This window comes from Streptomyces sp. H27-C3 (genome assembly GCF_030063415.1).
Lineage (GTDB): Bacteria > Actinomycetota > Actinomycetes > Streptomycetales > Streptomycetaceae > Streptomyces.
Genome location: NZ_JASITA010000037.1, coordinates 39,333 through 52,810 on the forward strand (window position 1 = coordinate 39,333; position 13,478 = coordinate 52,810).

Below are 13,478 nucleotides of genomic sequence, written 5' to 3' on the forward strand. Positions count from 1 at the left end.
GCCGGTCCCCGTTGGGCCGAGCAAGCAGAGTTGGGCCTGAATCCCGACCGATGTCGTCATACGTGTGGACACCACCACTGTCTGCGGCACCGACCTGCACATCCTCAAGAGCGACGTGCCCGCAGTGGCCCCGGGGACGGTCCTGGGGCAGGCGGTCGGCGAGGCGGGTGACCGACCCTGCTCGCCTTGTCGAGGACCCCGCCGAAGGCCTGGGGGCCGATGTGGTGGTCGAGGCGGTCGGTGTGCCGGACAGCTTCGAGCTGTACACCCGATTGGTCCGGCCCGGCGGGCGGGTCGCCAATGCGGGCTTCCACGGCAAGCCCGCGACCCTCCATCTGGAAAGATCTGCGGACCAAGAACGTGACCATCACCACCGGTCTCGTGGACACCTACTCCATACCGGTGCTGCTGCGCGTGCTGGCCTCCGGCCGGCTACCGGCCACCTCACTCGTGACCCACCGCTTCGAGCTCGGACAGCTGGAAGAGGCCTACGACGTCTTCTCCCGGTCCGCCCACACCGGAGCCCTGAAGGTCGTCCTCGGAGGGCCGCGGCACGACGCGGTGACACTGCCCGCGTGACACCCGCGCCGCGGGGCGCGGGACGGAATCCGCCCAGTCACGGAGTACACCTGGGCCTGGGACGGTTGACCGACACTGTGGACCGGCACAAGCGGTGCGCGGAGCGCGTCACCCCGAGCGAAGCAGCGGACGGGGACGTCGGGGACGTCCACTCTCCGTCAAGGATGTCCACCGCGATACGTGGAGGGCCCAACACGCGATGACAGCGAAGACTCCTCCGCCTCGGACAACCAGGCCGATCGGAATCCCGGCCAGGCCGGGTCGGCTCCAGCGCGCCGGTGATCTTGAGTAACGAGTCCGACACCTACGCCTAGGAGTGCCGGACAGGCGCCATCCGGCATCAACCCAGCAGGGGTGAGCATCGCCCCAGGCTGCTGCCGGGCAACGAGCTTTTCCGCTCGGCCATTCGGCTGCCTAGAGTGCCCCATGGATCTCCACGGCTTCCCGCTCCAGTTCGCCCGCACCCGTCGTTTCTCGCTGGGCGCGCCGCACAGCTTCACGGTCTCGCCCGACGGCGAGCGGGTGCTTTTCGTCCGTACGGACAGCGGAACGGACGCGGTGAGCAGGCTCTGGCTGTACGAGGCCGGGCAGGAGCGGGCCCTCACCGGCCCGGACGTCGCGGCGTACGCGACGGACCGCGCGGCGCGCTTCGCCGCATACGCGACCGGTGGTGAGCTCTGGGGCGTGCGGACGGACGCGAGCGCCCCGCGCCTCATCCCCACGGCGCACCCCGCCCTGGACCCGCGCCCCTCACCGGACGGCACTCTGATCGCGTACGTCGCCGGGGGCGCCCTGCGCGTCGTACGCGCCGACGGGACGGCTGACCGGCCGCTGACGGAGCCGGAGGGCCCGGATGTGACCTACGGCCTGCCGGATCATGTCGCGGCCGAATCCATCGGCAGGTCACGCGGCTACTGGTGGTCCCCCGAGAGCGACGCGCTGCTCGTCAGCCGTGTCGATACGTCGATGGTCTGCCGCTGGTACATCGCCGACCCGGCGAACCCGGCGACAGCGCCCCGCGCGGTCCGCTATCCGGCGGCGGGCACGGCCAACGCGGAGACCTCGCTGCACCTCGTCACGGTCGAGGGCTCGCGCACTCCCGTCCTCCTGCCGCACGCGGCGCCCCGGGAGGAGGCCCCGCCCGGCGTCTGGAACGACCCCGCCTTCGAGTACGTCGTCGCGGCCTCCTGGGAGGGCCGCGATCCCGTCGCCAGCCTCCAGAGCCGGGACCAGCGCACGGCCTGGACGGGCAGCGTCGACCCGGTGACCGGCGCCTTCGAGCCGCTGTCGCGACTGACCGACCCCGAATGGGTGGAGTTCCAGCCGGGCACACCCCTGCACACCGCGTCGGGACTGCGGGTGGAGCCCTCGCCGCGTGGTGACGCCCGGGGAATCCGGATCGGCGGCGCCCACAGCCCGACCGGACTCCAGGTCCGCGAGGTGCTCGGCGCGGTGCACGAGCGGGTGTGGTTCACCGCGAGCGAGGAGCCGACCGAGGTCCATGTCTGGTCGCACGATCCGCGCAGCGGCTTCGTCAGGCTGACGGACGAACCGGGGGTGCACACGGCCGCAGCCGGGGGCGACACGGTCGTGGTCGACAGCAGGACGCCCGAAGGCCAGAAAGTGACCGTCCTGCGCGGCGGCGCCGCCGTCGGCCGGATCACGGTGCTCACCGAGGAACCGCTGGTCGTACCCCGCCCGCTCCACCTGACTCTCGGCGAACGGGAACTGCGCGGCCGGCTCCACCTGCCGTCCTGGTACGAAACGGGTTCGGGCCGGCTGCCGGTGCTGCTCAGCCCGTACGCCGGCCCCGGCATGCAGGTGGTGACCAGGGCCAGGACGTGGCACACGGCGGTGTGCCAGTGGTACGCCGAGCAGGGCTTCGCCGTACTGGTCACGGACGGGCGCGGCACACCGGGGCGCGGCGTGGACTGGCAGCGGACCATCCTGGGCGACCGGCTGGGCCCCGTACTGGACGACCAGATCGACGCACTGCACGCGGCGGCCGGGCGCCACGACGCCCTGGACCTGGAGCGGGTGGCCGTCCGTGGCTGGTCGTTCAGCGGCTATCTGGCGGCGGGCGCGGTACTGCACCGGCCCGATGTCTTTCACGCCGCGGTCGCGGGCGCCGCGCCGAGCGACCGCCGGCTGTACGACACGTACTGGGAAGAGCGATTCCTGGGGCACCCGAACGTCCAGCCCGAGAACTACGAGCGCTCCTCACTCCTCCCGTACGCGGACCGGCTGACCCGGCCGCTGATGCTGGTGCACGGGCTCGCGGACGGCAACGTGTTTCCCGCGCACACGCTGCGGCTGTCCCGGGCGTTGCTCGCCGCCGGTCGGCCGCACACCGTGCTGCCGCTTTCCGGGACGGGCCATGTGGTCGCCGGGGAGGGAGTGGCCGACACATTCCTGCTGCTGGAACTCGACTTCCTCAAAAAGTCGCTCGGCGTCTGAACACAATGCCCTTGGCGCGCGTACAACATCACATAGCCAGCAGCGGAAGGGGAATGCCGACATGACCGCATCTCAGGAGTCCGGCCGAATGCTCGGGCGGCGCACGATCGTGACCGCGGCGGGCGCAGTTGGGCTCGCCGCCACACTGACCGCGTGCGGAAAATCGGACAACGGGTCGGACACCGCGGTCGAGAAACCGGTGCCCGGCGAGGACGGCGCCGACGCGGGCGCGGTGCTCGCCAAGACCGCCGACATCCCCGAGGGGGGCGGGAAGATCTTCGCCGATCAGGGCGTCGTCGTCACACAGCCGACAGCGGGCCAGTTCAAGGCCTTCTCGTCCAAGTGCACCCATCAGGGCTGCGCCGTGACGACGATCAAGAACGGCATGATCAACTGCCCCTGCCACGGCAGTCAGTTCGCCGTCGCGGACGGCAGCGTCACACACGACCCGGCCACCAAGCCGCTGCCCTCAGTGCAGATCAAGGTGCAGGGCGACTCGATCACCCTCGCCTGACGCGACGGCTCCGAGGAGCCCGATCAGCCGCTCGCGCCCCTCCTCGGTCCCTTCCAGCAGCCGAGGACCGCGTCCGTCGTGGTGATCGTGGCGACGAGGGCGAGCGTATGGCGGACCATCGCGGGGGTGTAGTCCGAAGGGACCCCGGCGATGGCGTCCGACGGCACGACGGCCGTGTAGCCGAGGTTGACCGCGTCGAAGACGGCATTGGGAATGGCGATATTGGCCGAGACGCCCGTGACCAGCAGGTTCCGGCAGCCGAGGTTGCGCAGCAGGGCGTCGACGTCCGTACCGGCGAGCGGCGAGAGCCCATGGAGCCGGCGTACGACGAAGTCCTCGTCCCAGACCTCGATCGGCTCCGCGACACGCACCGCCGTGGTCCCGGAGAGCTGCTGAACCGGCAGGCGCGCGGCGGCGCGGAAGAGCCGCGCGTTGCGATTGGCCCCGCGCCCGTCCGGGCGCCTCTCCGCCACCGCGTGCAGGACCTGCACACCGGTCTCGTGCGCGCCTGCCACCAGCCGCGCGACATTCTGGAGCGCGCCCGACGACCTGGCCTCCTTGGCGAGTTCGGGCAGCGCGCTGTCCCGGCCCACGACACCTTGCTGACATTCGACGGTGAGCAACACCGTGGTCGCCGGATCGAGCTGCTCCGCGAGCTGTTCGTTGGACGGCAAGGCTCCCCCTCGGGTCGGACCGGACCGGGAGCGTGAGGCTAACCACCATTGCGTCGCGAAGGAAGAGACCGCATCCTCTCTCTGACATACAGTCAGCTATGGGAGGGACGAAGCATGGTAGCCACACAGCGCCGAGGCCGCCGCATCATGATGACCGAGACCGAGCGGGACACCTACCTCGCCGATCAGCGCACCTGCCGGGTGGCCACCGTCTCCGCCGACGGACGGCCGCACATCGGGGCCCTGTGGTTCGTGTGGGACGGCGGTTCACTGTGGCTCTACTCCATCACCCGCAGCCGCCGCTGGGCTCAGCTGACCCGGGACCCGCGGCTCGCCGTGGTCGTCGACGACGGTGTGGAGTACGGCGACCTGCGCGGCGTCGAACTCTCCGGCGACGCCGTCTTCGTGGGTGAGGCCCCGCGCACCGGCGAGCCCTGCCCTGAACTCGACGTACCCGAGGCCCTGTTCACCCGGAAATACTTCGGGATGGAGGTCATGCCGCAGGACGGCCGGCACGCGTGGCTGCGGTTGACTCCGGACGCGATCGCCTCGTGGGACTTCCGCAAGCTCGGCGACGCCTGACGGACACGCGGGACGGCAGGCGGACACGCGGGACGGCAGGCGGACACGCGGGACGGCAGGCGGACACGCGGGACGGCAGGCGGGTGGAACGGCAGGCGGGTGGAACGGCGGACAGAGCGGCGGCGGGCCGGCCGCGAGCTTGCGGGTCGGCGGCGCTCAGCCGGAGAGCGTCGCCGCGGCCTCCCCCAGTGCGTCCACCGCCGCACGGATCGACGGCCGCCGGTCGGCGTCGGCGCGCCAGACGGCGTACACATGCCGACTCATCGCGTGCCGCACGGGCACGACCCGCACCCCGTGCGGCACCGGGCCACGCCCCATCCTCGGCGTCACGGACACCCCCAACCCACCACCGATCAGGGCCAGCTGAGTGGCGTGCTCCTCGGCGACATGCGCGATGCGGGGCTCGATCCCCTTCCCGCGCAGGGTGAACAGCAGCCAGTCGCAGCAGAACTCCCCGTCGGGCCAGGTGATCCACTCGTCGGCTGCGAAATCTTCGAGGTCCACCTCGGCGCGGCCCGCGAGAGGGTGCCCCGCGGGCATGGCTACATCGGCGGGGTCGTCGAGGAGGGCCCGCTTGGCGAGGCCTTCGGGCATGGGCAGCGGCTTGTTGTACCAGTCGAGCACAACCGCCAGGTCGAGGTCTCCGCGCACGACGCGGCGCACCGCCTCCGCGGGCTCCATCTCCCGCGATCTGACGTGCAGTTGCGGGTGACCGGCACGCAGAGCGGCGAGCGCCGCGGGGAAGAGCCCGCGGGCGGCCGTGGGGAACGCGCCGATCTGGAGCTCACCGACGGCCCGGCCGCGCTGGGCCTCGATGTCCGACTGGGCCAGTTCGACCTGAGAGAGGATGCGTTCGGCATGGTCGGCGAGCAGCCGCCCGGCGTCGGTGAGCCGGACGCCGCGGCCATTCCTGGCCAGCAGCGGCTGGCCGACCTCGCGCTCCAGCTTCGCCATCTGCTGGGAAACGGCGGACGTCGTCACATGCAGCCCCTCGGCCGCTCCGCTGACCGAGCCGTGGCGGGCCAGGGCGTCCAGGGTGCGCAGGCGCTCCAGATTCAACATGTAAGTAATGCTAAGCGATGCACGCAAATTAATCTTGCTTGTGCTAAGAGATGGTCCGCGCGAAGGTTGACCCCATGAGCTCCGCGACCCCGCCCAGAACCCAGCCGGACGCCTCCGCTCCCGCCCCCGCCTCCCCCACCCGGCGCCCGGCGGTGGACTGGCGCATTCGTTTCGGGGTGCTCTCGCTGGTCTGGGGCTTCAGCTTCCTGCTCATCAAAGTCGGCACCGAGGCGTTCGCGCCCTTCCAGGTCACGCTCGGACGGCTGGTGTTCGGTACGGCGGTGCTCGCCGTGGCGATGGCCGTGAAGCGGGAGCGGCTGCCACGCTCCGCCCGCACCTGGGGCCATCTCACCGTGGCCGCGTTCTTCCTCAACGCCCTGCCGTTCTCGCTGTTCGCCTACTCCGAGCTGACGATTCCCTCGACCCTGGCGGGCATCTGCAACGCCACCTCGCCGCTGTGGGGCATGGCCCTGTCGATGGTCGCCCTGTCCGAGGACCGGCCGACCCGCCGCCGCGTCGCGGGTCTCGGACTCGGGTTCATCGGCGTCCTGACGGTCCTGGGAGCCTGGCAGGGCTTCTCCGGGCTGGACTTCGGCGGCACGGCGATGGCGCTGCTCGCCTCTCTCAGCTATCCGGTCGGCTGGATCTATGTGCGCCGCACCCTGGCGGGCAGCAAGGACTCCCACCTCTCGATGACCGGTGCGCAGCTCTTCATCGCCACGGTCCAACTGGCTCTGGTGACACCGCTGTTCACCACCCTGCCCACCTCGTTCCCGCTGGTTCCGCTGCTGGCCGTACTGGCTCTCGGCGCCCTGGGGACCGGCCTCGCGGTGCTTCTCCAGTACGGCCTGGTCGCCGAGATCGGCCCGACGACCGCACAGATGGTCACGTACTTCATCCCGGTCATCGCCACGGTCGCGGGCGTCGCGGTCCTCGGCGAACACCTGGGGTGGAACACCCCCGTCGGAGCCGCCATCGTGCTGGCGGGCGCCGCCCTCACCCAGAGCCGGGGCCGACCGCGCGACCGTGATCTCCCGACGACCGCCAGCCATGGCGAGCTTGCGCCAGTCGCACCCGGCGCCCGTCAGTCGTAGCGCCGGCCGCGCGGCGCGGGGCCGGTCGCCGAAGCCACCGCGTCCGCGACCGGGCCGATGTCCTCCGGGGCCAGCGTCGATACCGTGAGGCGTACGCCAGGGGGCGCGGCCATCCGGAAACGCGCCCCCGGCGCGACGGCCCATCCTGCGTGCAGGAGGCGCGCAACCGCCCCCGTCTCGTCCGGCACGGGCACCCACACATTCATGCCGCTGCGCCCGTACGCCTCGACCCCGCGCTCCGCCAGGGCCGCCACCAGGGCGTCGCGCCGCAGCCCGTACGCACGCGCGACCGCCGCCGCATCCACCGCCCCGGACGTCCACAGGTGTACGACGGTCCGCTGCAGCAGCCTGCTGACCCAGCCGGGACCGAGTCGCTGGCGGCCCATCACCCGGTCCAGGGTGACCGCGTCCCCGGTCAGCATGGCGATCCGCAGATCGGGCCCGTACGCCTTGGCCACGGAGCGCACGAACACCCAACTGTCCATCACCCCGGCGAGCGGACTCAGCGGCTCGTCGACGATGCCGTGCCCGTGGTCGTCCTCGATCAGCAGCACCCCGGGATGCGCGGCCAGCACGGCGCGCAGTTCGGCGGCGCGCGCGGCGCCCACCACGGCGCCGGTCGGGTTCTGCGCCCGGTCGGTGACCACGACCGCCTTCGCTCCCGCGCGCAGCGCCCGCTCGACCTCACCGGGCAGTGGCCCGTCGTCGTCGAGCGCGACCGGGACGGCTCGCAGCCCCAGGGCCGGGATGAGGTCGAGCAGGCTGCCCCACCCGGGATCCTCCACGGCGACCGCGTCACCCGGCTTCAGGTGCGCGGCCAGTACGCGCTCGATGGCGTCCAGGGCTCCCGAGGTGACGGCGACAGGGCCGTCCGGCACTCTGTCGGCGTCGAACGCGGCCCGCGCGAGCCGGGCAAACTCCGGATCGACGGGCTCCTGTCCGTACAGACCGGGCCGATCCTCGCTGTGCCGGGCCGCGGCCGCGAGCGCGTCGCGCAGAAGCGGCAGCAGGGCGGGGTCCGGGTTGCCCTTGCCCAGGTCACGCACCCCCGGCGGGACATCGACCCGGATGGATTCACGGGCCGTGCTCGCGGGCCGGAGGCGGACCCGGCTGCCCCGGCGGCCCGAGGTCTCGATCACCCCGCGCTCGCGCAGAGTGCGGTAGGCGGCCGCGACCGTATTGGGGTTGACCCCCAGATCGCCGGCCAACTCCCTCATGGGCGGCAGCGATTGGCCGGGCGAAAGCTCCCCCGCACCTACCGCGCGCTCCACACTCGCGGCAATCTCCGATGCACGCCGCCCGCTGATCCTATATTCTCCTAGCACAATCAATATTATGTACTAGTGCAATGGAGAACGCAATGTCGGAAACCACCTCCTACGCGCCGACCGGGCGTACCGCACCGACCCGGGCCAAGGAGCGCGCGTCGTACGACCAGGACCTGGTGCACGCGATACTCGACGAGGGCTACGTCTGCCATCTCGGCTTCGTCCGAGGCGGCGCGCCCGTGGTCCTGCCCACGCTCTACGGCCGGGTCGGTGAGCGCCTCTACGTGCACGGCTCCAGCGGCTCGCGTCCGCTCCGCATGGCCGGCCAGGCCGATCCCGGTCTCGCCGTCTGCCTCACCGTCACCCATGTCGACGGCCTGGTGCTGGCCCGTTCCGCCTTCCACCACTCCATCAACTACCGCTCCGTCGTGGTCCACGGCATCGCCCACCAGGTACGGGACGAGGAGGAGCGGCGTACCGCTCTCGACGCTCTCGTCGACCACGTCGTCCCCGGCCGCTCCCACGACTCGCGCCCCGCCAACGCCAAGGAACTGGCGGCCACCGCCGTGCTCTCCCTGGACCTGAACGAGGTCTCCGCCAAGGTGCGCAGCGGCGGACCCGACGACGAGCCCGAGGACACGTCGCTCCCGTACTGGACGGGCGTCGTCCCGCTGACCCGTGGTTACGGTGCGCCGGTTCCCGCCGACGATCTCGACCCGGCGGTCCAACTGCCCGACTACCTGACCACCCTGTGAGGAGTCGACGTGCTGATACACCCGTGGGACACACCGCTCGACGACGAGTGGCAGCAGTGGCTCGCCACCCACGACTTCGGCCAACTGGCCGTCAACGGGCTCCCGGGCGAAGCGCCGTACGTCCAGCCGATGCACTTCGTCTACGACCCGGAGCCGGGTACGCACGGTGAGATCATCGCCCACCTCGCCCGCCCGAACCCGCTGTGGAAGGCCGTCGAGGCCGATCCGCACGTCCTACTGAGCGTCATGGACGACTACGCCTTCGTCCCCGGCCCCTGGCAGGCGCCGACGGACACGCCGACCGAACACGGCGTGCCCACCAGCTTCTACGCCGCCGTCCAACTGCACTGCACCGCCCACCTCGTGGACGACCCGGCGCGGAAGGCCGATCTGCTGAACGTCCAGGTCGGCCACTTCCAGCCGGAGGGCGGGTCGGCCCCGGCGGCCGTCGGAGCGGCGCCCTACGGCCGGATGCTGTCGGGCATCCGCGGGCTGCGCCTCGAAGTGACCGAGGTGCGGGCCAAGTTCAAGTACGGCAGCCACAAACCGCAGGACGTCCAGGAGCGGACGGCCGCCGGCCTGGCCGAGCGAGCGGGGGCGCACGATACGGCGGCGTACGCCCATCATCTGCGCCGCCGCACCCCGGGCCCCACGCGCGCGTAGCGCCCGAAGATCCGGCAGACGGCAGACGGCAGACGGCAGACCGGCGCGGACCGTCAGATTTTGAGGTCGGTTCCGGAGACCCGGACGAGGACCGCGGCCCGACGTGTCGCGGCGGCGGTCCTCGCCTCCGCGACCGCGAGCCCCGCCACCGCAGAGAGCAGCAGCAGCGTTCCCACCACGGTGGCCACCGTCAGCTGCTCCCCCAGCAGGGCGACCGCGATCACGGCCGCGCTCACCGGTTCGAGGAGCATGATCACCGAGACGGTGGCGGACCGTACGACGGCCGCTCCGGCGAAGTACAGGACGTACGCGAGGGCTGTCGGCACCGCGGCGACGTACGCCATCAGCCACACCACCCGCGCGAGTTCGGCGCCGTGCGGCAGCAGGCCCTCCACCGACGCGAGCGGCAACAGGGCGAGCGACCCGATCGCGAAGGCCCAGGCGGTCGTCACGACCGGGTCGGCCCCGCCCCCGTCGCGCCCGAGCCGACGCGTCAGCAGCGTGATGGCCGCGTACCCGGCGGCAGACAGCACAGCCAGGGCCACACCCACCGGACGCACCGTGCCGCCGTCGTTGCCCAGGACCAGCACGGCGAGCCCGACGAGCGCGCCCATGACCGTGGCGATCCCGCCGCGCCCCAGTCGCTCCCCCAGGGTCAGCCAGGCACCCAGCGCGATCAGCACGGGTCCCGCGCCCAGGGTGACGACGGTGCCGACCGCCAGGCCGGTCGCCTGTACGGCGGCGAAGTAGGCGCTCTGGAACACCGTGAGCCCTAGTCCGGTGACGAGGATGCGCGTCAATCGGCGCCCGCGCGGCTCGGCGTGCGCGGTTGTGCTGCGCGCTCGGGAGCGCAGCAGGCAGGCGGGCAGCAGAAGCAGCAGGCCGCCGACGCAGCGCCAGAAGGTCAGGGCGAGTGGCCCGAGGTCGCTGAGGAGGAAGACCAGGGAGGCGGCTGCCCCCGCGGTGCCCCAGGCGACACCGGCGAAGATCAGGTAGAGCAGGCCGCGCCCGGTGGGCAGACCTGTGGGCAGACCCGTGGGCAGGGAGGAAGAGCTGGGCATGTGACTTCTCCGTGTGAAGACGGGACTGGTGGTCGCTCGGCTCCGCACGCGGGCAGCGACGAACCGCTCGGGGACTGCCCGAGCCCGGTCTTCGTCAGGGGAGAGCCGCCCGCGTTACGCGGCGGGAGGCGGAAGTGCTGTCAGCAGCATGATCGACACCCTAGGGCGCGGTGCGTCCGGCGGACAACTGCTTGTCCGCATCGTGGAGACGGGTGTCCGGTGCTCCGCCCGCCACGGGCCCGGTCGGCGCCTTGGGCGTCGAGGACTGGGCGATGAAGGCGCCGACCAGCACCACGGCTCCGCCGATGATCTGCGGAGCGGACAGGTGCTCCCGCAGCAGCACCCAGGCCAGCACAGTCGCGATGACCGCCTCCAGGCACGCGACCACGCCCGCGACCTGCGGCGACAATTTGCGCACCGAGAGCACACCGGTGACGTACGCGACGACGGTGGCGAGCAGCACGATCCAGCCGAGCAGCAGCACGGCGGGCACCCGGGTCCCGCCCATGTCCGCGCTGCCCGCGAGCAGTGACCAGTCCATGCCCCAGGGCCGTGCGACAACGGTCAGCACCGCCGTGCCGATGAGCAGGCCGTACGCGATGACACCGAGCGGGTCGGCGGCGTCGTCACCGGTGCTCCCCTGGTCGGACAGGATGAAGTAGCCGACCTGGCAGCAGGCCGCGCCGAGCGCGAACAGCAGGCCGAGGGCGTCGAATCTCAGTCCGGCCCAGATCTCCACGACGCAGGCGAGGCCGCCCACGGCCAGGACGACACCGACAGCGGCGGCGCGCGTCACCGGCCTGCGCTGCACGAAGCGGACCCAGCCGAGGACCAGCGCGGGGGCCAGGTATTCGACGAGCAGCGCGACACCGACGGGGATACGGGAGAGCGAGGCGAAGTAGAAGGCCTGCACCCCGGCGACCGCGAGCAGGCCGAACCCGGCGAGGAGCGCGGGACGGCGCAGGACCAGCGCCCGGTGGCGCCAGGCCACGGGCAGCATGATCAGGGCGGCGCCCGCCACCCGCAGCCACACCACATGCAGCGGGTCGAGCCCCGCTTCGATCAGCGGCTTGGCCGCGACACCTGAACCACCGAATGCGAACGCCGATACCAGGGCTAGTCCCAGGCCGACGCTCCTCCCCTGAGACGCGTGCATCGGCACATCATGTCAGCTGACGTCAGGAGCGTCATCCCTGTTACACCTGTCACATCCGACGGAAGTCCTCACGGAGCCGCCCGGCCGGCGCATCGGTCGGACGTGTTCTGGGCGGCCTTCCACTGCCACGACGAGGGCCCGCACCCGCGGGCTTCCGACGCCTTCGACTCGGCCGAGATCTGGCGGTTCTGACGCGATTCCCCGGCGCCGGGCACTTCGGTCGCGCCGCGCAGCCATTTCTGACAGTTCATCAGTATTGAATGTTCTGCCTCGCACAGCTACGTTCCGCGACACGGAGCCGACGAGAAGGGGTGGTCGCATGGCCGAAGCCGGCGCGGAGGCACGCATCGAGGCACCGGCCGAGAAGATCTGGGCGCAGCTGACGGACTTCACGTCGTAGGACCGGTGGAACGCGACCCACACCGACTTCCCCAAGGGCGGCCCTGAGGTGCTTGAGGTCTCGGCGACGTACGCGGAGAACCTGAAGCTCATGGGCTTCCCCGCCGAGGTGACCTGGACGGTCGAGGAGCTGGAGCCGGCCCGGCTGCTGGTGACCACGGGAAAGGGGCCCATGGGCGTCAACCTCGCCATGCGCTACTCGCTCACACCCGAGGGCGACGCCACTGTCGTCCGCATCGAGGGCGAGTTCACCGGAGCCGCGGTCTCCATGATGGCGGGCAAACTCAAGGACTCGGCGGGCGCGGCACTGAGCGAGTCGCTGCGCAAGCTCGACGGCCTCGTCACCTGACGACGCTCCGCCCGACGGCCCCCGCCACGCAACAGCCCCACCACCCGGCAGCCCAGCACCCGAACAGTCCGGCGAAATGACGGCGGCGCCCTGCGGATGACCGCGCGGCGCCGCCGTGCGCGGCCGGGACCTGTCAGTCCTGGTCGGCGAGGATCAGATAGAGCTTCTTGCGGGACTCGTTGATGACTGCCACAGCCTTCTGCCGCTGATCGGCGGAGCCGGTCTTCCAGACCTGACTGAACGCCTCCATCAGACCGAAGCCGGCCTGCCGGATCTCGTTCATCGTCTCCCAGTCGACGCCGCGTCCCGCTTCCTCCCACGGGGCCTGCGGCCCCGCTTCGGCCTCGGTCCGACCCGCGTCGGTGAGCGTGAACAGCTTCTTGCCGCCCTCGCTCTCACTGGTGATCAGGCCTTCGTCCTCGAGCAGCTGGAGAGTCGGATAGACCGAGCCGGGACTGGGCCGCCAGGCCCCGCCACTGCGCTCGCCGATCTCCTGAATCATCTCGTAGCCGTGCGTCGGCCGGTCCACCAGCAGCGCCAGGATCGACGCGCGGACGTCGCCGCGCCGCGCCCTGCCGCGGGGTCCGCCCCTACCGCCAGGACCACCCCTGCCGCCCGGTCCGCCGCCGCCCCACGGTCCGCCGAAAGGCGGCCCGAAGGGGCCGAAAGCGGCACGTCGGCCCTCGGAGTCACCCCGACCGTGATGACCGGGTCCCCACTCTCCATTTCCATGCGAACGCATCACTACGCTCCTTTCGTCGTTGATCTGTCGCGATGTGTCAACGATATATCGGAATGGGGTGTTCGGCGAGCATGGAACGCACATCCGGCGCACATCCGGCGCACATCGGGCACGCACCGGGCC

12 protein-coding genes and 2 pseudogenes are annotated in these 13,478 nt (G+C 71.5%); 8 read left to right on the forward strand and 6 right to left on the reverse strand.

Features of this window, described 5'->3' with window-relative positions:
• Positions 1–176 precede the first annotated feature (176 nt).
• The 3 genes and pseudogenes from QMK30_RS29480 to QMK30_RS29490 all read left to right on the forward strand — a co-directional run.
• A pseudogene (locus QMK30_RS29480) lies at positions 177–579 on the forward strand (zinc-binding dehydrogenase); the annotation flags it as partial.
• A 426-nt stretch (positions 580–1,005) separates the two neighbouring features.
• Positions 1,006–3,036, forward strand: a complete 2,031-nt coding sequence (locus QMK30_RS29485; protein WP_283521371.1) for a prolyl oligopeptidase family serine peptidase — start codon at positions 1,006–1,008, stop codon at positions 3,034–3,036.
• A 61-nt stretch (positions 3,037–3,097) separates the two neighbouring features.
• The gene (locus tag QMK30_RS29490) at positions 3,098–3,550 is read left to right on the forward strand and encodes a Rieske (2Fe-2S) protein (protein ID WP_283521372.1); all 453 of its coding nucleotides are present in this window, start codon (positions 3,098–3,100) and stop codon (positions 3,548–3,550) included.
• A 23-nt stretch (positions 3,551–3,573) separates the two neighbouring features.
• On the opposite strand, the gene QMK30_RS29495 is transcribed toward QMK30_RS29490, so the two are convergent.
• On the reverse strand, positions 3,574–4,224 hold the full coding sequence (locus tag QMK30_RS29495; protein WP_283521373.1) for a cysteine hydrolase family protein: 651 nt from the start codon (positions 4,222–4,224) through the stop codon (positions 3,574–3,576).
• A gap of 114 nt (positions 4,225–4,338) precedes the next feature.
• Here QMK30_RS29495 and QMK30_RS29500 point away from each other — a divergent pair, with 114 nt between their 5' ends.
• On the forward strand, positions 4,339–4,806 hold the full coding sequence (locus QMK30_RS29500) for a pyridoxamine 5'-phosphate oxidase family protein (protein WP_283521374.1): 468 nt from the start codon (positions 4,339–4,341) through the stop codon (positions 4,804–4,806).
• A gap of 156 nt (positions 4,807–4,962) precedes the next feature.
• Here the strand turns inward: QMK30_RS29500 and QMK30_RS29505 are convergent, their stop codons facing one another.
• Positions 4,963–5,868: a LysR family transcriptional regulator gene (locus QMK30_RS29505; protein ID WP_283521375.1), complete on the reverse strand. Its 906-nt coding sequence runs from the start codon at positions 5,866–5,868 to the stop codon at positions 4,963–4,965.
• A 74-nt stretch (positions 5,869–5,942) separates the two neighbouring features.
• On the opposite strand from QMK30_RS29505, the gene QMK30_RS29510 reads away from it, so the two are divergent.
• On the forward strand, positions 5,943–6,962 hold the full coding sequence (locus QMK30_RS29510; RefSeq protein ID WP_283521376.1) for a DMT family transporter: 1,020 nt from the start codon (positions 5,943–5,945) through the stop codon (positions 6,960–6,962).
• Here the strand turns inward: QMK30_RS29510 and QMK30_RS29515 are convergent.
• Positions 6,953–8,287, reverse strand: coding sequence for an aminotransferase class I/II-fold pyridoxal phosphate-dependent enzyme (locus QMK30_RS29515; protein ID WP_283521377.1), 1,335 nt, complete (start codon positions 8,285–8,287; stop codon positions 6,953–6,955). The genes QMK30_RS29510 and QMK30_RS29515 overlap by 10 nt on opposite strands.
• A gap of 35 nt (positions 8,288–8,322) precedes the next feature.
• Here QMK30_RS29515 and QMK30_RS29520 point away from each other — a divergent pair, with 35 nt between their 5' ends.
• Positions 8,323–8,985, forward strand: a complete 663-nt coding sequence (locus tag QMK30_RS29520; protein WP_283521378.1) for a pyridoxamine 5'-phosphate oxidase family protein — start codon at positions 8,323–8,325, stop codon at positions 8,983–8,985.
• A 9-nt stretch (positions 8,986–8,994) separates the two neighbouring features.
• Positions 8,995–9,648: an FMN-binding negative transcriptional regulator gene (locus QMK30_RS29525; RefSeq protein WP_283521379.1), complete on the forward strand. Its 654-nt coding sequence runs from the start codon at positions 8,995–8,997 to the stop codon at positions 9,646–9,648.
• Between the two features lie 53 nt (positions 9,649–9,701).
• Here QMK30_RS29525 and QMK30_RS29530 read toward each other — a convergent pair whose 3' ends face one another.
• On the reverse strand, positions 9,702–10,709 hold the full coding sequence (locus QMK30_RS29530) for a DMT family transporter (protein WP_283521380.1): 1,008 nt from the start codon (positions 10,707–10,709) through the stop codon (positions 9,702–9,704).
• Between the two features lie 160 nt (positions 10,710–10,869).
• Positions 10,870–11,865, reverse strand: a complete 996-nt coding sequence (locus QMK30_RS29535) for an EamA family transporter (RefSeq protein ID WP_283521381.1) — start codon at positions 11,863–11,865, stop codon at positions 10,870–10,872.
• A 319-nt stretch (positions 11,866–12,184) separates the two neighbouring features.
• Here QMK30_RS29535 and QMK30_RS29540 point away from each other — a divergent pair.
• A pseudogene (locus tag QMK30_RS29540) lies at positions 12,185–12,613 on the forward strand (type II toxin-antitoxin system Rv0910 family toxin).
• A gap of 133 nt (positions 12,614–12,746) precedes the next feature.
• Here the strand turns inward: QMK30_RS29540 and QMK30_RS29545 are convergent.
• Positions 12,747–13,355, reverse strand: coding sequence for a PadR family transcriptional regulator (locus QMK30_RS29545; protein ID WP_283521382.1), 609 nt, complete (start codon positions 13,353–13,355; stop codon positions 12,747–12,749).
• Positions 13,356–13,478 lie beyond the last annotated feature (123 nt).

What these genes read in the sequence shown, in the direction of transcription:
- QMK30_RS29485 (WP_283521371.1), top strand. Translation starts at nt 1,006, where the DNA reads ATGGATCTCCACGGCTTCCCGCTCCAGTTCGCCCGCACCCGTCGTTTC.
- QMK30_RS29490 (WP_283521372.1), top strand. Translation starts at nt 3,098, where the DNA reads ATGACCGCATCTCAGGAGTCCGGCCGAATGCTCGGGCGGCGCACGATC.
- QMK30_RS29500 (WP_283521374.1), top strand. Translation starts at nt 4,339, where the DNA reads ATGGTAGCCACACAGCGCCGAGGCCGCCGCATCATGATGACCGAGACC.
- QMK30_RS29505 (WP_283521375.1), bottom strand. Translation starts at nt 5,868, where the DNA reads ATGTTGAATCTGGAGCGCCTGCGCACCCTGGACGCCCTGGCCCGCCAC.
- QMK30_RS29510 (WP_283521376.1), top strand. Translation starts at nt 5,943, where the DNA reads ATGAGCTCCGCGACCCCGCCCAGAACCCAGCCGGACGCCTCCGCTCCC.
- QMK30_RS29520 (WP_283521378.1), top strand. Translation starts at nt 8,323, where the DNA reads ATGTCGGAAACCACCTCCTACGCGCCGACCGGGCGTACCGCACCGACC.
- QMK30_RS29530 (WP_283521380.1), bottom strand. Translation starts at nt 10,709, where the DNA reads ATGCCCAGCTCTTCCTCCCTGCCCACGGGTCTGCCCACAGGTCTGCCC.
- QMK30_RS29535 (WP_283521381.1), bottom strand. Translation starts at nt 11,865, where the DNA reads ATGCACGCGTCTCAGGGGAGGAGCGTCGGCCTGGGACTAGCCCTGGTA.
- QMK30_RS29545 (WP_283521382.1), bottom strand. Translation starts at nt 13,355, where the DNA reads ATGCGTTCGCATGGAAATGGAGAGTGGGGACCCGGTCATCACGGTCGG.